Genomic DNA, 24672 nt, shown 5'->3' on the forward strand with positions numbered 1-24672 from the left:
GAGGATGCAGTATGCCGATGAATATAAAAGTGATCGACGATTTAAAACAAGTGGACGTTACGAAATTGGTGGAAGAAAGTGAAGCGGAAGGGTATCGGTTTCTGAGGCGCCTCGTCAATCAATACGAAGATGGCACCAATACATTCAATAAAGCGGGAGAAGTGCTTTACGGTGTTTGGGATCCGGCGGGTGAACTGGTGGCGATCGGCGGATTGAACCGGGACCCCTATTCGGATAAAAGCGGAGTCGGCAGATTGAGAAGGTTCTACATCTCTGAACATGCACGCCGGCAAGGGATCGGCACGAAATTACTCCAGGAAATCTTGGATTACGGCAAAGGCCATTTCAATGAAATCGTGGTGCGGACTGATTCATCGATTGCGGATGCTTTCTACAGGGCGAACGGTTTTTCCGGAGACTTAGGTCTGCCTGAAGCGACGCATCACATCATATTGGAGAACGAGTATTCAAAAGAGGCAAATTAACTTCATGGAAAGAAAGCGGCTGACCTGGTTCAGCCGCTTTTTATTTTTCAGCGCGTATCCAATCAGCGGTAATATATGGTATCTTGAAAAAAGAGCAGCTTGGACTGAGCAACAATGAAGAAAGAGAGGTCTTTAAAATGGAAATGGCGAATTGGAAAGGGGCTGCGGGCATCTGCATCAACAGCCAAAATGAGGTATTGATGGTACTGCAGGGTCCGCCGGATGACGATGAGAAGAAATGGGGAGTGCCGGCCGGGCCTCCTGAACCGGGAGAGACACTAGAAGAGAGCTGCGTCCGTGAATTTTCAGAAGTGACGGGCCTCGATGTGAGAATCTTGAAAAGCGCAGATATCAAAAGAGACAGCTTTGATAATGCGGATGTATCAGTTGAATTGCATTATTTCCAAGTGGAAGTTGTGGGAGGCGAGCTTGCTGTATGGGATGAAGATCCGTGGATTCAGGCGATCGTCTGGCAGCCGATTGAAAACTTGGAGACGCTGGAAATGGCCGACCCGAATGAGGCAAATGTGATCAGATCTTTGATCGGACACTAGGAGAAGGAGAGGGATGGAGTTATGGAGAAGTTCGGAAGAGTGATGATGGCGCTTTTTATCGGGGTTATCGTCTGTTTTGTCGGTTTGCCTGTCCTGTTTATCGTTGCGTTGTCCGGAGACATCCATTTGATCGGCCTGGTACTTGCCTCAATGATTTCCGTCTGGCTGCTGTATCTGTTCTCGGACATCGGGCTGTATAAAAAAACGAATGGCAAGAAAATGGCAGCCGGGATCATTGCGGCGATTTTAGTGATCGGTGCTTCATTTGCCGTTCCGCATTATTACAAACAAAGTTTCGCACAGGTCGACGGGGAAGTGGACCTTTTCGAATACGAAGCTTTTACAGGCAGTGGGAAATTGGCGGAACTGGATGCGCCGGCAAGTTTTAAATTGACAGCCGATCTGCCGAGATTGGACGGCGCGACGGCGCTTTATCCGCTGTATGCCGCGTTTACCGAAGCGGTCTATCCGGAAGGGAATTATCCTGTCTATGATCCCGGATTCAGCAAAGTCGTATCGACGACGACACCGGAAGCATATGACCGGCTGCTGGCAGGGGAAACCGATATCATATTCGTGGCGGGTCCTTCAAGCGGACATCAAAACCGGGCGGAAGCCAAAGGGCTCGAGCTCAAAATGACGCCGATCGGCCGCGAAGCTTTCGTCTTTTTCGTCAATGCGCGAAATCCGGTGGATGGTTTGAGCAGTGATGAAATAAGAAGCATTTATTCGGGAGAAGTGACCGATTGGTCGGAGTTCGGCGGGAAGGATGATGAAATCCGTGCCTTCCAGCGGCCGGTCGACAGCGGCAGCCAAACGACGTTCATCAAATTCATGGGTGATACGCCAATCGAAGAACCCGAAATCGAAGAGATGGCGTCCGGCATGGGCGGCATCATCAGCGAAGTGGCGAGCTACCGGAACTATAAAAATGCGATCGGCTATACATTCCGCTTTTTCTCCACAGAGATGGTTCGGAACGACAAGATCAAATTACTCGCGATTGACGGAGTGGAACCTTCCATTGAAACGATCCGTTCGGATGAATATCCGCTGTCATCCGAATTCTATGCCGTAACGGCAGGGTCCGATAATCCCAATGTCCAGCCCTTCATCGACTGGATTTTATCGGAAGAAGGGCAGGAATTGGTGGAGCGGACCGGATTCGTTTCCATCGAGTAAAGGGTTAGATTTTGGCGGAACGGGTATTTTATGGAGTAATAAACCCGAAGAGGAGGGCAGGCATGAAGAAGGATAAAGAAAATCACGAAGGTGAAAAATTAATTCCTGAAGTCGAACCCCGACGCGATAAGCCAAAAGAAAAAGACATGGATCCCATGCCGGACCGTGAATTGGAGTACAAAGAAAACTCCAACGAGAAGTACAGGGACCAAAATTGAAATTTATGCTTCCAGGCAAGTCTTAACGGGCTTGCTTTTTTAACTGTCTATGCAGATTTCTTACGTGAGGAGGATGACTGTGCCGAAATATACGTTCAGACATGCAGTTTGGCATGAAGAGGATTCAGAGAAGGGAAGCGAGTTTGCCCGTCTCTTGCCGGAACAGATCCAGCAGCATTCCTGGCGCGATGAATCGAAGGATATGACTGTCAATATCCTTCACGCCGATACGACAATTCCTGGTGAAGAGAAGGTCTGGGGTTCATTGATATACAGGCATAACCCTAAAGATAAAAAGGACATGAAGACCCTGCATTTTTATTTGTCCAAGGAGATCCTTCTGACGAACCGCCTTGACTATGATGAAGACGAGGACATGGATAAGAAGAAAATCCATGCGCATATGGAACATGCGGGGTCGACAGCAGAATTGCTGATGATTCTGCTCGGGGCGATGACCGGATCCCTGCTACATAAAATAGATGTATTTGAAGAGCGGCTGAATAATCTGCTCTGGGAGATTAAAGAAAAAAATAACCGGAATACACTGGCGGAAATCGAAAATGTCCGCCACGAAATCCTGCTGTGGAAAAATATCATTCTGGGTTTCAGCGAGATGAAGATGATCATGCCGGAAACGTTCGGCAAAGGAGTTCACGAGGATCCAGAATATTACCGGACCGCTTCCCGCATTGATCGAATGGAAATGTTGATCAATGCTTACGAAAACGAAGTGAATAATATGGTGGATATGGAAAATGTCGTTGCCAATTACCGGGGGAACGAAATCATGAAGACGCTGACGGTATTGACTACGCTTTTCACGCCGGTTATGGCATTCGGTGCATTGTGGGGCATGAATTTCAAATACATGCCGGAATTGGACTGGACTTTCGGTTATCCCGGTTCCCTGATTCTGATCGTATTATCCACGGCTTTCCTTTATTTCTACTTAAGAAATAAAGGATGGACAGGAGACATTTTACAAACACTCCGGAAAGACAGTAACGAACAAAAGAACCGGCGGAAGTGAGGGCGGTTAAATTCCACGGCGAATATTCAGAAATTTCAATTGACGCTGCCCGGTTTTTCATTTAAAATGGAACAAATGAACGAAGGAGGTGGGTATGATGAATCAAACTGGTAAGCGCATGACGGAGTGTCAGGAATATCTATACATTCTGCATGGCGTCACTTTCACTGGAATCGATGCAAGGGAGGAGTCTGTCCTTTTTCAGCTAATCGAATCATGTGAAAATTACCAGTAAGAGACATCTGCCTGCAAACGGAATTACCGAAAGGCATGCGTCTTTGCATGCCTTTTTTGTTTTGGCCGGCGTCTCTTCCGGAACGGAAGGAAGAGAACTATGATCATCAGCCAATTTCAACAGATACAATGCCATTTTGCTTCACATAAATTATTCAACCACATCAAAGGGGACATTGCAGAAGGCAGACGCATCGGTCTGGTCGGCCGGAATGGTGAAGGGAAAACCACGTTATTGAACATTTTGGCCGGCAGCCAGGAACCGGATGAAGGACAGGTGACATGGAAGAAAGGCAGCGTCATCGGGCTGTTGAAACAGACACCGGATGAACAAGGGGATTTGGCGGTCGCAGAATTATTGACGGCTGTATTTGCGGAATTGACGGAAACCCAGGAAGAGCTGAAAGCTATGGAAAAGCGCATGGAAACAGCGCCGCCGGAAGAGTTGGAGAAATTACTGTCACGTTACGGCAGTGTTCAGGACGACTTCATTCAGCGTGGAGGTTATGAAATCGATGTCCGGATTGACCAGGTGCTGAACGGCTTGAAAATAAGTCGCCTGAAAGGGGAGAGTTGGGGGCATCTCAGCGGTGGGGAACGGACCAAAGTCGGATTGGCGAAACTGCTGCTTCAGGAGCCGGATCTCCTTTTGCTGGATGAACCGACGAACCACTTGGATCTGGAAGCCATCGAGTGGCTCGGTTCTTTTATTGCACATTATAAAGGAACTGTGGTGCTGGTATCGCATGACCGTTACTTTCTCGATGAGACCGTCACGCACATCTGGGAACTGGACCAGGGGGATCTGATCCAGTATACCGGGAATTATTCGGCTTATGTGAAAGAACGGGAAGCGCGTCTGCTGATCCAGTTTCAGCAATTTCAGGATCAGCAGAAAAAGATCCAGAAGATGAAAGAGACGATCAAGCGCCTGAAGGAGTGGGCTAACCGGGCGAATCCGCCGAACGCGGGGATGCACCGGCGAGCGAAAAGTATGGAAAAGGCGCTCGCACGAATCGAAGTTCTCGATCGCCCCGTACTTTCCAAAAAACAGATGGCGCTCGATTTTCAATCGGGTGAGCGCAGTGGCCGTGATGTCGTGTTGATGGAAGACGTCTGGAAAGGCTATGGTGACCGCATCTTATTCCACGATGCGTCGCTTCATATCCGGTTCGGCGAGCGGGCCGCAATTGTCGGATCCAATGGTACAGGCAAGACGACGCTCCTCAATCTCATACTCGGCAAGGAACAGATTGATGCCGGTGAGCTTCGTACCGGCAGCAATCTATCCATCGGACACTTATCGCAGCATACACTTGAAATGGACAATAGCCGGAGCGTCATAGACGAATTCCGGGATGCGGTCGCAGTCTCCGAATTCGACGCTCGGCATCTGCTGGCGAAATTCCTATTCTTCGGAAACATGGTGTTTCAGCCTGTCCGCCAGCTCAGCGGCGGTGAACGCATGAGGCTCCGCCTGGCCCAGCTGATGCACATGGATCACAATCTTCTGGTGCTGGATGAGCCCACCAACCACCTGGATCTGGAAGCGAAAGAAGTCATGGAAGAAGCGCTGGCGGATTTCCCGGGCACCATCATTGCCGTGTCCCATGACCGCTATTTCCTGGATAAATTATTTCCTGTGACGTATTGGCTTCATGATCAGCAGATTGAACGGTTTGAAGGAAATTATTCTGCGGCAAAAACCAAGCGTGCATCGATCGCGTACAGCTGAAAATGCAAAAACAAAAAGCGGCCATCTGAAAAGATGCGCCGCTTTATTTTGTTTCTGCAGGTGCTTCGATCCATTCCTGTGACCAGGTTTGGATTTCATCCATGACGGATTTCAGGGATTTCCCTTTTTCAGTCAGTTCATATTCTATACGTACAGGCGTTTCAGGATAAACAGTGCGTGTGACAAGACCTTGGGATTCAAGGTTCTTAAGGCGCTCGGACAGGAGCCGCCCACTGATGCCGATGACTTCAGTCAATTTGCTGAAACGCTGCGGACCGTTCAGAAGCTGATAAATGATCAGACCCGTCCAACGCTGGCTGAGTATCGAAATGGCCGATTCAAAACGCGGGCAGATAACAGATGTATCCATGATTGATCACTCCTTTATGGATATGATATCACAGCTTCCCTCTAATATAAAAGAATTAAGTTACTTGACACTTCGTAATAACTAAAATACAATAGGTTACATAAAGTAACTAACATACGAAACGAGGACTGCAAGATGAATTTTCATCAAAAACCTATAACTTATACAGATGAAGTGGGATTAAAAGTATTGGATCTGGATGGAATGAAAAAATTCTATCGGGACATCATCGGATTTGAAGTCATTTCCGAAGAAGGCAACGAAGTGCGTTTAGGCAAAGATGGCAACAGTTTATTGAGGCTGACAGCATCAGAGGGGCTTATGCCGAAAAGAGGGCGTTATGCGGGATTGTATCATTTCGCGATTCTTTTGCCGAACCGCAAAGAGCTCGGCAAAATTCTGCTGCATTTGCATAACCATGGAATCCGTGTCGGTTCATCGGATCATCTGGTCAGCGAAGCGTTGTATTTATCGGATCCGGAAGGCAACGGCATCGAAATTTACCGCGACCGCGATCCGGAAGAATGGAGCTGGAGCGGCGGGGAAGTTGCGATGGCAGTTGACCCGATCGATGCGGAAGGCATTTTGCGTGAAGCGGGTCTGGCGAATGAAAGCTGGAGCGGCATGCCGGCCGGCACATTGATGGGCCACGTGCATCTGCATGTGTCCAATCTCCCTGAAGCGCAGAAATTCTACACGGAAGGCATTGGATTTGAAGTGGTCACGCAGATGGGCGGACAGGCAGTATTCCTTTCTGACCAGAAATACCATCACCACGTCGCCTTGAACATCTGGAACGGCATGGGCATTCCGGCACTTCCTGAAAATGAAGCCGGCCTTGATTTCTTCACGTTGGTTGTTGCGGATGAAGCGAAACGCAGCGAGATGGCAGATCGCCTGCGTGCGCTCGGCGCAGAAGTGACGGAAGCTGACGGCTACTGGGAAACGAAAGACCCGGCGGGAATTACCATCCGTTTGGCAGTTTAATGAATACATGCAAGGACCCCGGCTCATTTTAGATGAGCCAGGGTCTTTTTTTATTATTTGAAATTTCTGATTATAGTTCCGTGGAAATGCTATACTTTGGGTGTCACGAATTGAAAGGAGGATGTAATGGAAAGGGGAGCTGCAGTTTTAATGACGGAAGTAAAAGCGCTTGAAGCATTGATCAGCCGGTTGCCGGCGCAGCATCCTTATCAAAAGTTTTTGGAAACGGAACTGCACAAAGTGAGCGCGGGCAAACGAGGGGAGGAAAAACTCCTCAAAAAGCTGGCTGAATTCAATTGGAAGGAAAGCTTTTTAGTGGTTCTGGACATCAGTATGAGCCGAGGCAACATGAAGATTCAAATGGACAGCCTGCTGTTGACCGATTCACAGGCGATCATCATCGAATCGAAAAACATCAATGGCAAGATCCATTTTGATGAAGCAACTGGCGAATTCTATCGGTACGATAAAGGCGGAGAAAAGACAGTGATGGATGATCCGGTGATCCAACTGAAAAGAAATATGCGTTTTTTCAATGACTGGCTGAAATCCAGGAATTTGGATATTGTCGTGAAAGGCCTCGTCGTTTTCACCGCAAAAGAATGCGAATTCATCTCCAAACCGCAGAACGTCCCCATCTGCAAAACATACCAACTCCATGAATATCTCTACAGCATGCTCGGTGCCGCACCCCAGGCCCCATCCATCAATCCGAAAAAACTGAAAAAGCTGATCGACAGCCAACAGTCGCCTTATAAGCGGATTCCACTCTGCGATTATTACCGGATAGATCCTGGCTCTTTAAGGAAAGGAGTTCAATGCCTGGGTTGCGGAAGTTTTGGAAACGGCAGGATGAAAAAGACAGGCTGGTGCTGCAATAAATGCGGATACACCGATGCGGAAGCGATCCGCAGCACATTGAGCGAATATTTCTCGCTGGTCAGCCACACGATTTCCAATGCCGAACTGCGAAATTTCTTCTTGCTGGAATCGCGTCACGCTGCATCCAGGATACTGGTGAAATATCGGATGGAAATGAGCGGAGAGAAAAAAGTACGGAAATACAATATTAAAATGCCAAATTAATCCAGAAACCGCTATGCCGATCACAAATGACGTTATGCCGATCACAAATGACGTTATAGCGATCACAAATGGCCAGATGCCGATCATAAAACCACTTATGCCGATCACAAAATGAGGTCCTGTCGCTTTTCGCCTGCGAAAAGCATGCATATGGTTTTTATTTCCAGTGAATATCCGGTAGAATGGCGGATAAACTACCTCAATCACTCACAAAAACCAAAATATCTCATAAAAAGGACTAAATTTCAATAAAACAGATAAAACCCCGGCTCATGTGCGAATGAGCCGGGGTTTTCTATCCCGCATTAACGGTCAGTATGACGCCCGCTTCTTCGAGGGGGAGAATGAAGTTTCTCTTTATTGGTCAAAAGACAGCCGCGCACAACTTTGGCCGTCTTCGATAGTGAAATTGGTGTCATGATCCGCACCGGACATGGTGGAAACGACACTAACATCTGCCGAAGCAGTGCTGTTTGCGCGCATTTCCTGATAGGCGAGCTGGCGTTCCTGGACTTTCAGATCCTCCAGCGGATTTTCGTAGAATGATAGTAATATTGCTCCAAATGCCACGGTGATCAAAGTGATGCCCAAAAATGAAAGGAATCCCTTCATGTGAAACCCCGCTTTCTAGTGTTTGCTTAGTATATGAAACGCAGATCGGCAAAAAAGGTTCCCGGTTGCTGTGCCGAGCCTAGTGCGTGATACTAACAGTAAAGAGTATCCATAATAAGGAGGAATCGCTGTGCTGACCCTGCAAACGAAAATCTGTCATTTACTCGGCATCGAATATCCTATCATCCAGGCGGGAATGGCCGGCGGCCCGGCCACGCCGAAGCTGGCTGCGGCCGTCAGCGAAGCGGGCGGTCTCGGAACGTTGGGAGCCGCCTATCTTGCGCCTGGGGCTCTCCGCAAGGCCATCACGGCAATAAAGTCAGCCACCCGAAAGCCCTTCGCAGTCAATATTTTCGTGTCAAAAGAGAAAGATGATTTTTCCCGTCTCGCGGAAGTGCAGCGGGCACTCGCGCCTTTCCGGAAAGAACTCAACATTGATGAACCCGAAATTTCAAATGCCGCAGACTGGAGCCGTCAGCAATTCGATATCTGTATCGAAATGGGAGTACCCATCATCAGCACCGCTTTTGGTTTATTGGATAACGAATCGATGCAAGCTGCCAAATTCGCCGGCATCAAAATAATCGCTATGACCACGACAGTTGAAGAAGCTAAACTGGCGGAACAGGCAGGCGCAGACGCCGTTGTTGCACAAGGCAGTGAAGCGGGCGGCCACAGAGGGACGTTCTCGCTGGCCACTCATCCGGACGGTGCCCAGATCGGCACGATGTCCCTTGTTCCGCAAGTGGTGGACGCCATCCGGATTCCGGTTATCGCAGCTGGCGGCATCGCTGATGGGCGCGGACTTGTTGCAGCTCTTGCGCTCGGCGCTGAGGCGGTTCAAATCGGTACACGTTTCCTGCTGGCTGAAGAAGCAGGGACGCATCCGGCCTACCAGCAAAAAGTCATTGATTCGAATGAAGAACAGACGGTCATCACAAAAATTTTTTCGGGGCGACCGGCGCGCGGAATCTCGAACCGCTTTATAAAAGAATTTGAAAAAGCGGGAACCAGGCCCCTGCCGTTTCCGTCACATAACACAGTGACGCGTGACATCCGTACAGCGGCCGCACAGCAGAATAACAGTGAGTTCATGTCGTTATGGGCTGGCCAGTCGCTAAGACTCGTGAATGATCAGATGCCGGCAGCTCAAATTCTGGAGGAAATCATGCGAAACGCACAAAAAACGTTAAAGGGATAGCGCTTTAGCATCAGCATATTTTTGCGGGATTCAGACCGGCATCATGCTATACTTATAAATGTGATTTTTTTAATGAAGAGGAGATTGACCAAATGGAATGGAAAAATATATACCGCGGCATTTTGATGGGCATCAGTGACCTGATTCCCGGTGTCAGCGGAGGCACGATCGCGTTCATCTTAGGAATCTATGATCGGCTGCTTGAAGCGATCAGCGGATTTTTCAGCCGCGAATGGAAAAAACATCTTGGTTTTCTGATTCCGCTAGTAATCGGGATCGGCGTAACGCTGCTTCTTTTCAGCCGTGTCATCGAATTTTTGCTCGAGAACCATTATGAAGCGACACAATTCTTTTTTATGGGTCTGATTCTGGGAGTCATTCCGTATATCATGAAACAGGCTGAAGTGAAAAAGAATTTCACCAAGCGCCATATCGCCATCCTGGTGCTGATCGGCATCGCGTTGGCATCAACTGCATTCATCGGCACGAACGATGATGTCGCACCGATCGTCGACTTGAGTGTACCGGTATTCTTCACCCTCTTTTTCTCGGGCTGGCTTGCCAGTATGGCGATGCTGCTGCCGGGGATCAGCGGTTCGTTCATCCTGTTGCTGCTAGGGGTATACACGACTGCGATCAATGCCTTGTCGACTTTGAACATTCCCATTGCACTTGCGATTGGCGCAGGTGTCATCGTCGGATTCATCGTCAGCAGTAAAGCGATCCGCTATCTGCTTGAACACTTCACCTATGTGACATATGCAGCGATCATCGGTTTGATCCTTGGTTCATTGTTCGTCGTATTCCCTGGCTTTGCGGCTGATACGGCAACGCTCGTAACCAGCCTGATCACCTTTACGGTCGGCCTTGTGTTCACTTTGTTGTTCAGTTCGCCGAAGAAAACAGTCATTACAGATTAACTGATAAACCTGGACAGCCCTCTTTCAAAGAGGGCTGTTTTTTTGAAACCATTTCCCTTCCGGCCCGTATAACCTTATATAAGCAAAATTTAAATGGGGACGTGAAGTTTTATTATGGGCAGTATTTTATTATTCAGCGCAATTGGCGCTTTGGTAATGGCAGTGATCATCACGCCGTTCACTATAGGGAAATCCGATAAAGAAAAATCAACAGGGAAGTTAGCTGAGATAGCAGTGGCTTTTGTGATTTTCTTTGTATTGTCATTCATTGCTATAGCGATATATTATTACGTTTTCAACGTCGACCGCAATATTTCATCGCTATGGCCATTCGCCCTGGCAGCGGCGCTTTTAGGGACGACGATTTCGACAGGGCTGGAGCAGAAAGCCAAAACGCTTCTTGCGGTTGCTGCAGTGGCGGGAACAGCTTACATTTTTGCAGCGCCGCTTTTCAATGCAGGAGAAAAGTTCGAATCAGCGGAAATGAAAGAGGAAGTGGAACTCGAAGCTTTTGATGAAACAAAAACGCCGGCCAGTGTTCCGCCGCAGTTCGCACGCAATAAAATGAAGAAGGCGTTCGGCCAGGTTCCGGATACGAGCTATTATGAACTTGGTAATCTTCAGATCCAGAAAGTGAACGGTGAGTATGTCTATATCGCTCCGGTCGAGTTTTCCGGCTTCTTCAAATGGTGGAATGCGGATTCGACACCGGGTTATTTCACGATGAGTGCGACAGATGCAGCCGCCAATCCGAAATTCATCCAGGCGGAAATGATTTATACACCGTCTTCTTATTTCGGTAAAAACATTGAGCGCCAAATGCGGATGGAAAATCCTGAAGCCGTATTCTACGGCGAACCGCAGCTCGAAGTGGATGAGGATGGAAAGCCTTTCTACATCCGTTCATACGGAGATTTCATCTCTGCGAGAGACGGCTTTGACGTGAAAGGGATCGTAGTCGTGGACCCGGCAACCGGAGAAAACGAGAATTATGCATTGGCAGATGTTCCGGCCTTTATCGACGGGGCAGTGTCGCCTGAATCCGTCAGTCTTGAAAACAGCTATTACGGAAACTATGCGAACGGCTTCTGGAACAGCAAGTTCGGTAAAAAAGATGTGAAGCTGCCGTCGGATGAAGGAACGGAAGCGAACGTCAGCCCGATTTTCGATGCAGACGGCGAAATGTATTACTTCACAGATTTCACGAGTCCGAAAGAAGGAGTCGACTCCATGCTCGGCTATTCTTTGACCCATGCACGGACGGGGGAGTCGACATTCTTTACAGGTAGCCTGGACGATTCCTATATGGACTCGCAAGGGAACCTGCAGATCATCGAAAAGCAGTTCATCGAAAAGCAATGGTCCGGTAAAATGCCGGTGCTGTACAATTTTTACGGGGAAGCGAGCTGGTTGACGCCGGTTCTGGATTCCAACGGCTTCCTGCAGAATTATTTCATCGTTTCAGCAGCCAATCCGGAAATTTCGGTCTTTGCGAATACGCCGAATGAAGCGCTTCGCCTTTACCAGACTGCGCTGCAAAAAGGCGGCAGCATTGTAGACAACACGTCGAATGCGCCACAAGCGGAGACGGCTGGTACAGTGGAGCGTGTCTTCAAGGAAAAAACGGGAGATTATACGGTCGTATCGTTCCTGTTGAATGATGGATCGAATTATATCGTGTCGTCAGAAACCAATCCCTTGGCGATTTATCTGGAGGCCGGGGATGCGGTAACCGTGAATTACGCGGATACCGGTGAGATGTTCCTGCCGGTGAAAACTTTACAGATCGATGCCATTGAATAGGACTAGCCCTTTGCCGTTTCGGCGAAGGGTTTTATTTTTTCTGCACGACATATTATTCAATAATATGGGAATAAAATAAGGCAGACAGATCGTTCTGGATAGGTCGTAACAATTTGATTTTTATGTAGTTCTTTTTGCTTTATAGAAAGCCGTCTACAGTTTAAACTGAAACGAAGAGGTGATGGCAAGTGCGGAAATTATTTTCATTGATGATCATAATTGTGCTGGTCTATTTCGCACGGCCGCTTTGGGAAGAACCGGTCGGAGACTACGTGGATTTGAGTTTTCTCGATCCGGTGGACAACGCGATCGACAGTTTTATTGGCAAGGCAGATGTGACGACTGCACTCGATGAGGCGAAAGAGTTCACCGCGCGCTTTGCAAGCCAATTGCAGGCGCTCGTTTTGACGGATGCAGACAGTATGCCGGAAGCGGTCGGAAAACCGGAATTGTCGGAAACGGACTCGCTGTTTGCGATCCATAATGTGACGCTCGGCATGTCGAAAGAAGAAGCACAGGTGAAAGTCGGGCTGCCGCTTCGCCTGATGAAGAATGAGTACGGCACGGATTGGCACAGCTACCATACCGATTACCAAAACTATGTTTTATTGGCTTACGACCAGAATGGCGCAGTGAACGGGATGTTCACGAACCAGGACATCATTTCTTCCACTGAAGGCATCACGATGAATTCGGATAAAGAAGAAGTGCGTGAAAAATTGGGCGTGCCGCTGAAGAGTCTGCAAAAAGGAAATGTCCAATATATTCTCGATACGCGTGATGAATACGATGTGTTCAAAAGAGGTTCGCTTTATATAACTGTTTTCTATGATATCCACGAAGAAAATACGGTGACCGCATTGCAGGTCATCCATGAAGATCTCGAAAAGCAGCGGAAGGAGATTTACGCTGCGCCGGATGATGATTTGCGGGAAGGCTATGAATATTTGCTGTTCGAACTGACCAATTCAGCCCGCATCCAACGCGAATTGCCGCTGCTGAAATGGGATGGGCAAACGATGCTGACTGCGCGCAAGCACAGTGAGGATATGGCGGAACAGGCTTATTTCAGCCATACCAATAAAGAAGGGAAGTCGCCGTTTGAACGCATGTCTGACGACGGCATCAGCTTTTTTGTCGCCGGTGAAAATTTGGCATACGGGCAATACAGCAGTATTTTTGCCCACGAAGGATTGATGAATTCGGCGGGACACCGTGAAAATATCGTCAAGCCTGATTTCGGCTATCTCGGTATTGGTGCTGCCTTCAATGATGAGAAGCAGCCGTTCTATACGGCCAACTTCTTTAATAGATAGTTAGAAAAGCGAAGTGCCCGTTTAGCTCTGAAAGGCATAAGACGGACCAGCGAAATGGCGTTCTTTGCCATGCAGCTGGGCTGGCTTATGACCCGGAGAGCTGGGCCGCTTGAGTCTGGATGCTGAAAAGTAACAGCCGGTCCGCTGAGCGGACCGGCTTTTTTAGAGTTTTTGGCAAGTTGGGCATAAACGAGCCGAAGTTGGGCATAAACGAGCCGAAGTTGGGCATAAAACCATGATAGTTGGGCATAAAATGAAAATCGCCTAAAAAGTTTGGAATTTTGAAACCAATCCATCCTAGCTCCGTATAAGAAGAGTCCGAAAATACATAAAAAAGCTGACCCCCATAAAAGGGGCCAGCAATGAGGCACTGTGTTTTATTGGAACAAAAACCAGGCAAGGACGACAAGCGGTCCGACGATGAAGCAGTAAATCGCGAAATACTTCAATTGCCCTTTGGCCATGATGTTCATGAACCACTTAAGGGAGAAGTAAGAAGCCACAAGCGAGCCGGCAAATGCCATGATATAAGGCACAGCGAGAGTGGACAAGTTGTCATCGCTCAGGATATCAGAGAAGCTGAGCACCGCGCCGCCAAGGCTGATCGGGATGAACAAAAGGAAAGAAAAGCGTAACGCCGTTTCCTGGTTGATGCCGCGGAACATGGCGGCAACAATCGTTGCGCCGCTCCGGCTGATTCCCGGGATCAACGCGACAGCTTGGGCAAGTCCGATGATGATGGCATCTTTCATCGTCATATTGCCGTCTTTTCGGATACCATGGATATTGCGGATCAACCATAGGGCGAAACCTGTGATGACGAGCGTAACGCCGACCGTCACAACTGTCGACAGGTAATCATCGATCGTATCCTGGAACAGCAGTCCGATGACAGCGGCAGGAATCGTCGCGATCACCAAGTAGACGATGAACATGAAGTCGCGTGTCGTTTCTTCGTCTTTTACTTTGAAGAACCGCAGCCCGTTTACGACCAGCCGTACGATATCTTCACGGTAGATGATCAACACTGCGATCAAAGAAGCGGTGTTGACGAGCAGCGCAAAAGTGGAGACGCTGCCTTCGATTTCCACATCAAGGAAATATTGTGCGATCAGCAAATGCCCGCTGGATGAAATCGGGATCGGTTCCGTCAGTCCCTGAAATAATCCGAGCAGTAAAAATTTTATTGTAAGCCATAATTGTTCCATTAGAATAACTCCTTCAATATGATTCTGTAAGTCCATGTCTAGGGACGCATTCAAAATAATAAAGTTCGCTTTCACAAAGAATAATAATAACATAATTTAATGATAAACTGGGTATACCTTGAAAAATAAAAGGAGTGAAAATGTTGACAAATAAACTTTGGTTCCAAGCGGGAGTCGGAATAATTCTTGCTTTAGTCATTATTCGCTTATTCATAGAAGTACAGGGGATTTTCGATCCGCTGTTCATCATCGCAGGAACCGTATTCGTCCCGCTGCTTCTCGGAGGGGTCCTGTTCTATCTGACACGCCCGATCCTTTATTTCCTTGAAAAGCGGGGCCTTCCGAAATGGGCTTCGATCATCAGCATCATTCTCGCGATTCTTTTGGCATTTTGGCTATTCTATGCCATGATCGGACCTGCTGTGACAAAACAGGTCAATACACTGGTGGATAATTTCCCTGAAATTGTGGAAGAAGTGGAAGGCTATGCCCAATATGTGCTGGATCAGCGCAGCCGTCTGCCGGACTCTATCCAGGAACAGATTTCCGACATGACAGGTAGCATCGGGAATTTGGCTTCCAACATCGGATCCGTCCTGCTGTCGTTTACGATGAGCTTGGTGTCAGGAGTCATATCACTTGTACTGGTACCATTCTTCCTGATTTACCTGCTGATCGACCATAAGAAATTTGTGCCGTTCGTTTCCGGTTTCTTTTCAGGAGAACGGAAATCCTGGATCATCAAAACACTCCAGGATGTGGACAAAACTCTAAGAGCATATATCCAAGGCCAATTATTCGTCAGTTTCCTTGTCGGCATCATGCTGTTGATAGGCTACTGGATCATCGGTCTTGAATACGCCCTGTTATTGGCGCTGATCGGTATGGTGACAAACGTCATCCCGTTCCTCGGGCCGTATATCGCCGTAATTCCCGCAATGCTCATTGCTCTCGTAACAGATCCGATCCAGGCTGTATGGGTAGCGGTCATAATGCTCGTTGCACAGCAAATTGAAAGTAACCTGATTACCCCGAACGTCATGGGCAATGCGCTCGACGTTCATCCGTTGACCGTCATCACATTAATATTGGCAGCAGGAAATATCGCCGGCTTATGGGGGATCATTCTTGCGATCCCGGTTTATGCCGTTGTGAAATCAGTTGTGAAGAATATTTATGCAAGACGTCAGGATATAGGCAAGACAGCAACGAAAGATGTTTAACAGCACTCCCGTGAATGGATTATTCACGGGGGTTTTTAATGCAAAATCATTGACAGACAATAGTCCACCCCCTAAACTGTTTATTAGTTGAGGGGGTGGACTATTTTGGATCAACGAATAAAAGAAGCCGTTGACCTATTTACAGATGTCATGGTTTATGGGACTGAGAAAGTCATCAAATCCATCGATCATCCGCTTTGGAATGAATATTCCCCGGAACAGATGCAGATGCTCAAGCTGATCAGGAAGGAAGAACGCGTTACCTCGAGCCGTTTAGCTGTGCTGCAATCCGTGCATAAATCCGCAATTTCCAGCAGGATCAAAAAATTGCTGCAAAAGGAATTGATCCGCATTGCTGATTCGGACGATAAACGAACGAAAATGCTGGAAATCACGGATGCCGGCAGGGAAGTGCTGAAGCAATCCGAAAAAGCGCTGACGGAATACATAGAGAAACTGATGTCGGCGCATATTGAAGATGAGGAGATCGATCAATTCCTCATCATTTTCCGCAAACTGAAAAAGATTCTAAAAATGGATGGAGTGTAAAATGTGAAGACGATATTGAAACTCAAATGGCCGATCATGATCGGTTTAATCATAGTAACGGCAGTTCTTTTCCTACTGGCGCCGAATTTGACCGAGCAGGCTGAAGAGGCGGGATCATTCCAGCTTTCTGAAGAAGCCTCTTCCCAAATGGCCGCAAATATCTTATCAGATGCGGGAGCTTCCTCCCAAACCATCTCGATCGTCATTCAGATGGATTCGGAGCTGGATGATTCAGCACGCGATATGCTGAATGACATCGCAGCAGATGCTGAAGCGATCGGAGGACCGGTTGAAAGTGTCCTGAATCCGGTGGGAAGTCCGGAGCTTGAAGAGCAACTGATCTCAGAAGATGGATCAACAGTTTTGATCCCGATTACACTGGGTGGATCGGATGAAGAAGTGAACCGGGTGGCGGATGAAATCCGCGAAACGGTGATCCCTTCCGATATGACGGCTTATGTCACCGGAGAAGCCATCATTAGTAATGATGTGAATATCAGTGCGCAGGAAGGCCTGAAACGGACCGAGATCATTACCGTCGTACTGATCTTCGGTTTATTGCTGGCGGTTTTCCGCTCAATCATTACACCATTCATCCCGCTTGTGGCGGTAGGGATCTCCTATCTGCTCAGCCAGTCACTTGTGGCATTCTTCATCGACTGGTTCGGGTTCCCGGTTTCAAATTATACGCAAATCTTCCTGGTGGCGATTCTGTTCGGTATCGGGACCGATTATTGTATATTGCTCCTCAGCCGTTACAAGGAAGAACTTGCATCCGGACATGATGTGGAACAGGCAATCGTCAACACCTATAGAACCGCCGGGCGCACGCTGTTCATCAGTGGGCTCGCTGTATTCATCGGCTTTTCGGCCATCGGTTTCGCTGAATTCCCGATTTTTAAATCAGCTGTTGCCGTCGCGGTGGGTATTTTTGTCTTATTGATCGTCCTGTTTACGGTTGTGCCGTTCTTCATGGCTTTATTGAAAGAGAAATTATTCTGGCCATCGAAGAAATCAGCTTCACATTCAGACAGCAAAATCTGGATCTGGATGAGCAAACTGTCGATCAACCGGCCATTATTGTCGATGCTGGTTGTAGCGCTCATCACCGTCCCGCTGTTATTTACGTATGACAACGATCTTTCTTTCAACACGGTCGATGAAATCGGTGATGAATACGAATCGGTAAAAGGGCTCCGCGCGATTGAAGACGGCTTTGGCAAAGGTGAATCTTTGCCGGTGCAGGTCATCTTCAAATCAGCGGATGCTTTAACGGATGAAGAAACAATTCCTTATTTTGAATCCATCAGCCGTGAACTTGAAAAAATTGAAGGTGTCGAATCAGTCCGTGCTATCACGCGTCCGACTGGAGATATCATCGAAGAATTATATGTGGATGAACAAATAGGATTATTGGCAGACGGCTTAACGGAAGCGCGCGGCGGACTTGAAGAAGTTCAGGCGGGTCTTACAGAAATCGAAACCAATTTATCCGGCATCGGCGGACAGGCCGGCGGTGTTGGCGGACTGGGTGACGCGGCAGCCGGACTCGCTCAGCTGAACGGTCAGCTTGGCCAGGTGACCCAGGGCCTTCAGGCGACCGGCAATATCCAGCAGACTGTGGGTGCGCTGACACAGATCAGCGGCGGCCTTGCTCAAATTGAACAAGGATTGCAGGGAGCCGCCGGTCAAACAGGGGAACTTGGTGCAGGGCTTGAGCAGCTTGCAGGCGGAATCACCGCTGCCAATGACGGTCTTGCTGAAATCTCTGCAGGGCTGACGGAAGCGACGGACATGATGCAGACGATGAGCGACAGCGAATCTGTGCGCGCGACCGGCTTGTTCATTCCGGAAGGGACCCTGGATGAGGCGGACTTCGAGCAGGTCCTGGACCGTTACACATTTGCTGAAGAAACAGGCGTCATGATGGAAGTCATTCTTTCTGAAGACCCGTATTCTCCGGAAGCGATTGATATAGTGGCTGAGATCAAAGACAGTGTCGATCGGAGCACAGCGGCGACACCGCTTGAAGATGCTGAAATCGCGTTCAGCGGAATCGCCAGCATCAACAGCGATCTGCAGGACGTCTCATCAAGCGATTTCACTAAGACAGTGATCATCATGCTGGTCAGCCTGTTTGTCGTTTTGGCGATCCTGTTCCGTTCATTGATCATGCCTCTCTATATGATCGGTTCGCTATTGCTGACTTATTACACATCGATCGCCATCGCGGAGCTGATCTTCGTAAACGGCCTTGGCTATGACGGAATCAGCTGGGCAGTGCCGTTCTTCGGATTTGCGATGCTCGTAGCACTCGGCGTCGATTATTCCATCTTCCTGCTCGACCGGTTCCGTGAAGAATCCCTCAACGGTGATTCGGTGCGGCAGGCGATGTACACATCGATGGCAAAAATGGGTACCGTCATCATTACGGCTGCCATTATTCTGGCAGGTACATTCAGTGCCATGATGCCTTCCGGCGTCTTAAGCCTTCTGCAGATCGCGACCATCGTGGTTACAGGCCTTCTGCTTTACGGTTTAGTCGTATTGCCATTGCTCATCCCGGCGATCTCGGTTTCATTTGACCGCGGCGTCTGGTGGCCATTCGGCGGCAAAAAGAAAAATAACTAAGGAATAAAAGCCGCTTTCGAGCGGCTTTTTTCTGTTAATGAATGAATTTTACGAGCCATGTTATAATAGCTTCATAATGAAAAGATGAAACGGGGTAGTTATAAGATGTTAACTTTTGAACAAAAGCTGGAAATCATTGAGTCATTTCCGGAATTGACACGCAAAGACGTGTCGATGAAACGTGTTAATTTCCATTACGAAGAAAGTCTTTATGACAAAAAAATCGTTGTTTACCACCTGCATCCGACAGGCAATGGCTTTGTCTATGTCGGCAATTTGCCGCAGTATGAAGCGGACAAAAAAGGCTTCGTCAACATCCGCGATTTCTCAGAAAAGGAATTGCGCAGCATCCTCGCCGATTCACTGGATTATCTGTCGCTTGAGCCGGAACCGCCTTACGATAAAACGTGGACGAACCGCGAAAATGAAAAATTGGATCTGGTATACGAAGAGCCTTTCTGGAATATCTACACCGGTAAAAATTTGGAAGAAAGCTTCGGTACATTCAGTGACGCCGAAGACTATTTGATCGACCAGGGTTTTAAAGAGCCGAAATAATGGAGATCCGTTTGCTCGGAAGAGATGAAGAGTTGCCGATGCAGCTGCTGCTGGAAGCTGATCCTTCAAAGGAGCTGGTGGTGGAATACTGCGCGGGCGGGCTTGTTTATGCAGCTGAACTGGCTGGCGATATCGCTGGAGTTTATGTTTTATTGCCATTGACGGAGCTGGCAGTTGAAGTTAAGAATATTGCTGTGGCAGAGAGTGTGAGAGGGCAGGGTTATGGCAAAAAGCTGCTCCGCCACGCTTTGGCTGAAGCGGAACGGTTAGGATTCAGCAAAGTCGAAATCGGCACCGGCAACTCGAGCCTGGATCAACTGGCGCTGTATCAGAAATGCGGATTCCGGGTCGACTCCATCGACCGGGATTTCTTTACACGGAATTATCCGGAACCGATCATCGAAAACGGCATTGTCTGCCGGGATATGATCCGGCTGGTTTATACGATTTAAAATGAAACTCTTCCTTCCGGGGAAGGGTTTTTTTATCGGGAAAAGAAGAATCGCCGATAAACTGTTTATCTTAAGATATTCCCTCAATAAAACATTTGAAAGTAAAAATAATTACTTTTGGAAGTAATGAATATTGCTTTTAAAAGTAAAATGAATTACTATATAAAGTAACGAGGAGGGATTGCATGGAAGAAATCAGATTAAACGTCAGCTTATTGAGAAAACGGGTGCCCAATTTAACGGCCGCGGCTAAAAATGCTGGAATAAGGCCAGCCACTGTCTCGAATCTTTGTACAGGTAAAATCGACTTGGGAAAAGCGGAAGTGAGAACGTTGGTGGGCTTGGCGGAATTGGCCGATTGTAAAATCGATGACTTAATCATTCGGGGGGAGAAGAGGAAAATGATTGAAACGAAAATTAAAGCGCTGGATTTTTTTGCTCCATTCGTAAAGGGCGGAACTACCGGGTTGGTCGCAAGGCCGGGGATGGGACAGCTTGTCATACTGGCTGAATTGCTGCACCGCTTCAAAGAGACGGAGCTGAAAACTGTTTTTCTTTCCCCGACAGGACAAAATCCCGAACTGGAGGGAACAATCGAGCTTGCCGATTCCATCACCCGCGGCTTCGAAGATACTATAGAAACAATCGGGCGTTTTGGCGATCAGACGGTATTGGTCACGGATAAAGAACATGTAGACTCGGGATTATTATTCGAACTGCAGGAAGCGTTGGGCGACCACGATGTCACTACATTATTGGTTGACCTTTCAGGCAAAGTTTCAGACGACGATTTCCCATTCGGCCCGCTTGAAACGGTCTGGCAATTGGATGCCGATTTGGCTGCCCGCCATCAGTATCCGGCGCTGAGTCCGCTTTACTCGGCTTCCTCTATACTGGACGAGAAAGATGTGGATGAACAGCATTTTCAGCTTCGCCAGCGTGCACGCAGTCTGCTCCGCCGCTACCGGGAACTTCGGTCTATCGTACAGTCGCAAGGCGAAGCGCGTCTGCCGGCAGCAGAAGTGGATACTTACCGGAGAGGTGAAAGACTGGAAGCATATTTCACACAGCCGTTTTATGTAGCTGCTGAACTTACGGGACAGGCAGGGCAATCTGTGCCGCTTGAACAGACACTGGCAGACGTCGCAGCTATTCTCGGAGGTCAGGCAGATCAGCAGGAAGTTGCACAGCTTCAATTTATCGGAGCCTTATAAAAGAGCCTTAGCGCTCTTTTTTTTATGGTTGAAAATAAACTAAAAGAGGAAAAAAACAGCAAATTTCGGTATGCTTGAAGCAGGGAGTGATGACATGTTCAAGAAAGTGACTCTATACACAAACAAGCTGAACGAAATGAAAGGCTTTTATGAATATCAACTGGGTTTCCGGATCATCGAAGAAGACGAATCGAGCTTCATGCTGGCGATCGGGGAGTCGCAGCTGATTTTCCGCCAGACCATTCGGCCGGCCTTTTACCATTTTGCATTCAATATTCCAGGCAACCAGTTCTCGCTTGCGAAAGGCTGGGCAAATTCGAAAGTCGAATTGAACCGCCAGGAAGGCATGGATGAAATATATTATGCGAATTTTGATGCCGACGCTTTTTATTTTGAAGACCCGGCCGGCAATATCGTCGAGTTTCTGGGACGCCGCAACACGGACCGGATGGGCAATTTCACGGTCGATTCACTGCTGAACATCAGTGAAGTGAGCATCACGACGCCGCATGTGGCGGAAGTCGGCAAGCGGATCGAAGACATGGAGATTCCTGTCCGCGGCTATAAAGGCATCGATCCCAACTCTTTGAACTTTCTCGGGCGGGGAGCGGCATTCATCCTGCTCACGCCACCGAAAAGAACCTGGTATTTCTCGAAAAGGAAAAGTGAAGTTCATCCATTATCAATCGAATTGATGGATGGCCGCCAAATCGATATCGATGAAGAGGGGAATTACGGCACAGCAATTCCCGAAAACCCTTTATCTGACGGATTGGAGGAAATGGAGTTCTCCGGTGCTGCCATGCTGAAAACGGATGAGGTATGGGCAGTGGCAAAAGGAATGGCAGACCGCGCAAACGAACGGCCGAATGCAGTCGACACCCGTTTCGGCATAGCTTCAGGCTGTAAGATCTTCACCGCTGTCGCTGTGGCGCAATTGGTGGAAGAAGGGAAATTATCATTTGATGATGTGCTTTCGGATCTGCTGCCGGAGGAGTTCCCGGACTACCCAGCCACGATCCACCAATTACTGACGCATACATCCGGCATCCCGGATTATTTCGACGAAGCGGTAATGGACGACTACGAAGAGCTGTGGCAGGAGTTTCCGATGTACCGGATGAAATCAACCCGGGATTTCCTCCCTCTTTTCAAAGATAAACCGATGATGTTTGAACCGGGCGAAAAATTCCAGTACAATAATGCCGGCTTTATTGTGCTCGGGCTGGTTGTCGAAAAATTGACCGGCAAACCGTTTACTGAAGTTATCGAAGAGCGGATTTTCCAGCGCGCCGGCATGGAACGTTCCGGTTACTTCCAGATGGACCGTCTGCCGGCAGAAACGGCCACCGGCTATATCGACGAGGATGCAGGGTGGCGCACTAATCAGTACTCGCTCCCGATCAAAGGCGGGGCGGACGGCGGAGCCTATGTCACGGCTACTGATATGGCCGCTTTCTGGGAAGCGCTGCTGAACCATAAGCTGCTTTCGGAAAAAATGACCCGCACGATGTTCACGACTCATGCATCGGATGGTGAGGATGATTACGGCTACGGCGTATGGATCGAAACGACCGGTGATGCAGTCCGGAAATATCACGTAATGGGCTACGACCCGGGAGTCAGTTTCCACTCCGGCTATTATCCGGCTGACGGCAGTATCTTAACTGTCTTATCAAATGAAAGCGCGGGTGCCGGTGCGGTTGTCCAGCTGATCGAAGAGGCAAAGTCAAAATGAAATGCTGAGGAGAAACTTCACTTAGCGGGACGGTGTTCCCGCTGGGTGTCAGAGGGTCCAATTGATCGTCAATACGGGATAAAAGGGGTAGAAATATGAGCGGAAAAAAATTGGCGTTATTCATCGTCTTCGGAACAATTGGTGCAGCTGCACTGATATTCCTTGTTTTCCAGCTGTATTTTATGATGAATTCATAGAATTTGCGCAGTTAAAAGAAAAAGAAGCGATTCCTTTTAAAGGGGATCGCTTCTTTTGATGGAAAGGATATAGAAACAAAAAAATGAGCTCTTCTGAAGAAGAACTCATTAATAGTTATAGTTGGATTACGCTTTTTGTACGTTAGTAGCTTGAAGACCGCGTTGGCCTTGCTCGATATCAAACGTTACTTCTTGGCCTTCGTCAAGAGATTTGAATCCTTCGCTTTGGATAGCTGAGAAGTGTACGAATACGTCGTCTCCGCCTTCGCGTTCGATGAAGCCGAATCCTTTTTCTGAGTTAAACCATTTTACTTTACCTTGTTCCATGTGTGTTTCCTCCTCGTATGCGTAAGCATACATTGTATTACTATCCTTGCTCAAACCTTGCAGATGAACATCTGACACTTTGTAAAAAGTTATCCGAACAAAAATAATTCTTCTTAAGAATAACACGGCTTTATCCAGATTGCAAGCGTTAATGAATAATTGATGTAATAGCATATATATTTCTTATTGATTATACTGATGAAATAGGTAGTTTTTGGAGGTGGAAAGATGAAAAAGGTCGTCGTGGCGGGCGTTTCAGCAGGAACAGGGAAATCCACATTTGCCCGGCAACTCAGTGAAAAATTATTGATTCCGGTGCACCATCTGGATGCGTATTACTGGAAAGCCGGATGGGTGGAGCGGGATCCTGAAGAATTCAAGGCGGTTCAGCAGCATCTGGTGACAGAAGAAACGTGGATCATAGAAGGGAATTATGGAAGCACCATGGACATCCGATTGAAAGAGGCGGATACGTTCATCTATTTAGAACTTCCATTACGCGTCTGTGTTTACCGGGCGCTGAAACGTTGGATCACCAATTACGGGAAAACTCGTCCGGATATGGCAGAGGGGTGTCCGGAGAAGATGGATATCGAATTCCTGAGATTCATCGTTACAACTTATGCGGACAGAAAAGTCGAAATGCACAAGCGCGCCAGCGATTTTTCGGCAAGCGGATCCGGTCGCCGATCCATCATCCTGCAGACCCGGGAAGAAATCGAAAGCTTTTTGGAGAGTATAGGCAGACCGGCAGCGCATTAACTGTGGAGCCGGTCAAAAATTTATCTTAATTGTTGGAAATCTAGAAAAACGGACTTACATATAAAAAGATAAATGGT

25 protein-coding genes are annotated in these 24672 nt (G+C 48.1%); 21 read left to right on the plus strand and 4 right to left on the minus strand.

Annotation, left to right across the window (positions count from 1 at the left end; translation table 11 throughout):
* Positions 1-11 precede the first annotated feature (11 nt).
* The 7 genes from IQ294_RS10960 (at position 12) to abc-f (ending at position 5441) form a co-directional block, all read left to right on the plus strand.
* The gene (locus tag IQ294_RS10960; RefSeq protein ID WP_203334078.1) at positions 12-485 is read left to right on the plus strand and encodes a GNAT family N-acetyltransferase; all 474 of its coding nucleotides are present in this window, start codon (positions 12-14) and stop codon (positions 483-485) included.
* A gap of 137 nt (positions 486-622) precedes the next feature.
* The gene (locus tag IQ294_RS10965) at positions 623-1039 is read left to right on the plus strand and encodes an NUDIX hydrolase (protein WP_203334079.1); all 417 of its coding nucleotides are present in this window, start codon (positions 623-625) and stop codon (positions 1037-1039) included.
* A gap of 21 nt (positions 1040-1060) precedes the next feature.
* Entirely contained in the window at positions 1061-2221 is a 1161-nt protein-coding gene (locus IQ294_RS10970) for a PstS family phosphate ABC transporter substrate-binding protein (RefSeq protein ID WP_238942783.1), read from the plus strand.
* Positions 2222-2283: 62 nt separating this feature from the next.
* The gene (locus IQ294_RS10975) at positions 2284-2439 is read left to right on the plus strand and encodes a hypothetical protein (protein WP_203334080.1); all 156 of its coding nucleotides are present in this window, start codon (positions 2284-2286) and stop codon (positions 2437-2439) included.
* Positions 2440-2518: 79 nt separating this feature from the next.
* The gene (locus IQ294_RS10980; protein ID WP_203334081.1) at positions 2519-3472 is read left to right on the plus strand and encodes a CorA family divalent cation transporter; all 954 of its coding nucleotides are present in this window, start codon (positions 2519-2521) and stop codon (positions 3470-3472) included.
* Between the two features lie 97 nt (positions 3473-3569).
* Positions 3570-3707: a hypothetical protein gene (locus IQ294_RS10985; RefSeq protein ID WP_161787028.1), complete on the plus strand. Its 138-nt coding sequence runs from the start codon at positions 3570-3572 to the stop codon at positions 3705-3707.
* 99 nt (positions 3708-3806) lie between these two features.
* Positions 3807-5441 carry a ribosomal protection-like ABC-F family protein gene (gene abc-f, locus IQ294_RS10990; RefSeq protein WP_203334082.1) on the plus strand — a complete coding sequence of 545 codons (1635 nt, stop codon included), beginning with the start codon at positions 3807-3809 and terminating at the stop codon, positions 5439-5441.
* Positions 5442-5484: 43 nt separating this feature from the next.
* Here the strand turns inward: abc-f and IQ294_RS10995 are convergent, their stop codons facing one another.
* The gene (locus IQ294_RS10995) at positions 5485-5811 is read right to left on the minus strand and encodes a winged helix-turn-helix transcriptional regulator (RefSeq protein ID WP_203334083.1); all 327 of its coding nucleotides are present in this window, start codon (positions 5809-5811) and stop codon (positions 5485-5487) included.
* Between the two features lie 135 nt (positions 5812-5946).
* Between IQ294_RS10995 and IQ294_RS11000 the strand changes: the two genes are divergently transcribed.
* Both IQ294_RS11000 and IQ294_RS11005 read left to right on the plus strand, forming a co-directional pair.
* A complete protein-coding gene (locus IQ294_RS11000; protein WP_203334084.1) occupies positions 5947-6798 on the plus strand; it encodes a VOC family protein in 852 nt (283 codons plus the stop codon).
* A 126-nt stretch (positions 6799-6924) separates the two neighbouring features.
* Positions 6925-7884: a nuclease-related domain-containing protein gene (locus IQ294_RS11005; RefSeq protein ID WP_203334085.1), complete on the plus strand. Its 960-nt coding sequence runs from the start codon at positions 6925-6927 to the stop codon at positions 7882-7884.
* 357 nt (positions 7885-8241) lie between these two features.
* Here IQ294_RS11005 and IQ294_RS11010 read toward each other — a convergent pair whose 3' ends face one another.
* Positions 8242-8496, minus strand: coding sequence for a hypothetical protein (locus tag IQ294_RS11010; protein WP_203334248.1), 255 nt, complete (start codon positions 8494-8496; stop codon positions 8242-8244).
* Positions 8497-8626: 130 nt separating this feature from the next.
* Here IQ294_RS11010 and IQ294_RS11015 point away from each other — a divergent pair, with 130 nt between their 5' ends.
* The 4 genes from IQ294_RS11015 (at position 8627) to IQ294_RS11030 (ending at position 13736) form a co-directional block, all read left to right on the plus strand.
* On the plus strand, positions 8627-9697 hold the full coding sequence (locus IQ294_RS11015) for a nitronate monooxygenase (protein WP_203334086.1): 1071 nt from the start codon (positions 8627-8629) through the stop codon (positions 9695-9697).
* Positions 9698-9789: 92 nt separating this feature from the next.
* Positions 9790-10617: a DUF368 domain-containing protein gene (locus IQ294_RS11020; RefSeq protein WP_203334087.1), complete on the plus strand. Its 828-nt coding sequence runs from the start codon at positions 9790-9792 to the stop codon at positions 10615-10617.
* A 114-nt stretch (positions 10618-10731) separates the two neighbouring features.
* Positions 10732-12420, plus strand: coding sequence for a hypothetical protein (locus IQ294_RS11025; protein WP_203334088.1), 1689 nt, complete (start codon positions 10732-10734; stop codon positions 12418-12420).
* A gap of 188 nt (positions 12421-12608) precedes the next feature.
* Complete coding sequence (locus IQ294_RS11030; RefSeq protein WP_203334089.1) at positions 12609-13736, plus strand: CAP-associated domain-containing protein; 1128 nt, start codon at positions 12609-12611, stop codon at positions 13734-13736.
* Positions 13737-14113: 377 nt separating this feature from the next.
* On the opposite strand, the gene IQ294_RS11035 is transcribed toward IQ294_RS11030, so the two are convergent.
* On the minus strand, positions 14114-14944 hold the full coding sequence (locus tag IQ294_RS11035) for an undecaprenyl-diphosphate phosphatase (protein ID WP_203334090.1): 831 nt from the start codon (positions 14942-14944) through the stop codon (positions 14114-14116).
* A 143-nt stretch (positions 14945-15087) separates the two neighbouring features.
* On the opposite strand from IQ294_RS11035, the gene IQ294_RS11040 reads away from it, so the two are divergent.
* From IQ294_RS11040 to IQ294_RS11070, 7 genes are all read left to right on the plus strand, one after another.
* On the plus strand, positions 15088-16167 hold the full coding sequence (locus IQ294_RS11040) for an AI-2E family transporter (protein WP_203334091.1): 1080 nt from the start codon (positions 15088-15090) through the stop codon (positions 16165-16167).
* Positions 16168-16272: 105 nt separating this feature from the next.
* Positions 16273-16716 carry a MarR family winged helix-turn-helix transcriptional regulator gene (locus tag IQ294_RS11045; protein WP_203334092.1) on the plus strand — a complete coding sequence of 148 codons (444 nt, stop codon included), beginning with the start codon at positions 16273-16275 and terminating at the stop codon, positions 16714-16716.
* 3 nt (positions 16717-16719) lie between these two features.
* The gene (locus IQ294_RS11050; RefSeq protein WP_203334093.1) at positions 16720-19347 is read left to right on the plus strand and encodes an MMPL family transporter; all 2628 of its coding nucleotides are present in this window, start codon (positions 16720-16722) and stop codon (positions 19345-19347) included.
* Positions 19348-19452: 105 nt separating this feature from the next.
* Positions 19453-19905, plus strand: a complete 453-nt coding sequence (locus IQ294_RS11055; protein WP_203334094.1) for a hypothetical protein — start codon at positions 19453-19455, stop codon at positions 19903-19905.
* Positions 19905-20357, plus strand: a complete 453-nt coding sequence (locus IQ294_RS11060; RefSeq protein ID WP_203334095.1) for a GNAT family N-acetyltransferase — start codon at positions 19905-19907, stop codon at positions 20355-20357. Before IQ294_RS11055 ends, IQ294_RS11060 begins: the two co-directional genes overlap by 1 nt.
* Before the next feature lie 185 nt (positions 20358-20542).
* Positions 20543-21571: a F0F1 ATP synthase subunit beta gene (locus tag IQ294_RS11065; protein ID WP_203334096.1), complete on the plus strand. Its 1029-nt coding sequence runs from the start codon at positions 20543-20545 to the stop codon at positions 21569-21571.
* Positions 21572-21665: 94 nt separating this feature from the next.
* Positions 21666-23309: a serine hydrolase gene (locus IQ294_RS11070; RefSeq protein ID WP_203334097.1), complete on the plus strand. Its 1644-nt coding sequence runs from the start codon at positions 21666-21668 to the stop codon at positions 23307-23309.
* A 323-nt stretch (positions 23310-23632) separates the two neighbouring features.
* On the opposite strand, the gene IQ294_RS11075 is transcribed toward IQ294_RS11070, so the two are convergent.
* Positions 23633-23833 (minus strand): cold-shock protein, encoded by a 201-nt coding sequence (locus IQ294_RS11075; RefSeq protein ID WP_006830093.1) that lies wholly within the window; start codon positions 23831-23833, stop codon positions 23633-23635.
* A gap of 228 nt (positions 23834-24061) precedes the next feature.
* On the opposite strand from IQ294_RS11075, the gene IQ294_RS11080 reads away from it, so the two are divergent.
* Positions 24062-24595 (plus strand): P-loop NTPase family protein, encoded by a 534-nt coding sequence (locus IQ294_RS11080; protein WP_203334098.1) that lies wholly within the window; start codon positions 24062-24064, stop codon positions 24593-24595.
* The last annotated feature ends 77 nt before the right edge of the window (positions 24596-24672 follow it).

Origin of the sequence: Planococcus beigongshangi, assembly GCF_016820495.1 — a bacterium.
Lineage (GTDB): Bacteria > Bacillota > Bacilli > Bacillales_A > Planococcaceae > Planococcus > Planococcus beigongshangi.

Bases quoted from the DNA above. Each gene is read 5' to 3' on its own strand.
- IQ294_RS10960 (WP_203334078.1), top strand. From the start codon at position 12: ATGCCGATGAATATAAAAGTGATCGACGATTTAAAACAAGTGGACGTT.
- IQ294_RS10965 (WP_203334079.1), top strand. From the start codon at position 623: ATGGAAATGGCGAATTGGAAAGGGGCTGCGGGCATCTGCATCAACAGC.
- IQ294_RS10970 (WP_238942783.1), top strand. From the start codon at position 1,061: ATGGAGAAGTTCGGAAGAGTGATGATGGCGCTTTTTATCGGGGTTATC.
- IQ294_RS10975 (WP_203334080.1), top strand. From the start codon at position 2,284: ATGAAGAAGGATAAAGAAAATCACGAAGGTGAAAAATTAATTCCTGAA.
- IQ294_RS10985 (WP_161787028.1), top strand. From the start codon at position 3,570: ATGAATCAAACTGGTAAGCGCATGACGGAGTGTCAGGAATATCTATAC.
- abc-f (WP_203334082.1), top strand. From the start codon at position 3,807: ATGATCATCAGCCAATTTCAACAGATACAATGCCATTTTGCTTCACAT.
- IQ294_RS10995 (WP_203334083.1), bottom strand. From the start codon at position 5,811: ATGGATACATCTGTTATCTGCCCGCGTTTTGAATCGGCCATTTCGATA.
- IQ294_RS11000 (WP_203334084.1), top strand. From the start codon at position 5,947: ATGAATTTTCATCAAAAACCTATAACTTATACAGATGAAGTGGGATTA.
- IQ294_RS11005 (WP_203334085.1), top strand. From the start codon at position 6,925: ATGGAAAGGGGAGCTGCAGTTTTAATGACGGAAGTAAAAGCGCTTGAA.
- IQ294_RS11010 (WP_203334248.1), bottom strand. From the start codon at position 8,496: ATGAAGGGATTCCTTTCATTTTTGGGCATCACTTTGATCACCGTGGCA.
- IQ294_RS11020 (WP_203334087.1), top strand. From the start codon at position 9,790: ATGGAATGGAAAAATATATACCGCGGCATTTTGATGGGCATCAGTGAC.
- IQ294_RS11025 (WP_203334088.1), top strand. From the start codon at position 10,732: ATGGGCAGTATTTTATTATTCAGCGCAATTGGCGCTTTGGTAATGGCA.
- IQ294_RS11035 (WP_203334090.1), bottom strand. From the start codon at position 14,944: ATGGAACAATTATGGCTTACAATAAAATTTTTACTGCTCGGATTATTT.
- IQ294_RS11055 (WP_203334094.1), top strand. From the start codon at position 19,453: ATGTTAACTTTTGAACAAAAGCTGGAAATCATTGAGTCATTTCCGGAA.
- IQ294_RS11060 (WP_203334095.1), top strand. From the start codon at position 19,905: ATGGAGATCCGTTTGCTCGGAAGAGATGAAGAGTTGCCGATGCAGCTG.
- IQ294_RS11065 (WP_203334096.1), top strand. From the start codon at position 20,543: ATGGAAGAAATCAGATTAAACGTCAGCTTATTGAGAAAACGGGTGCCC.
- IQ294_RS11070 (WP_203334097.1), top strand. From the start codon at position 21,666: ATGTTCAAGAAAGTGACTCTATACACAAACAAGCTGAACGAAATGAAA.
- IQ294_RS11075 (WP_006830093.1), bottom strand. From the start codon at position 23,833: ATGGAACAAGGTAAAGTAAAATGGTTTAACTCAGAAAAAGGATTCGGC.
- IQ294_RS11080 (WP_203334098.1), top strand. From the start codon at position 24,062: ATGAAAAAGGTCGTCGTGGCGGGCGTTTCAGCAGGAACAGGGAAATCC.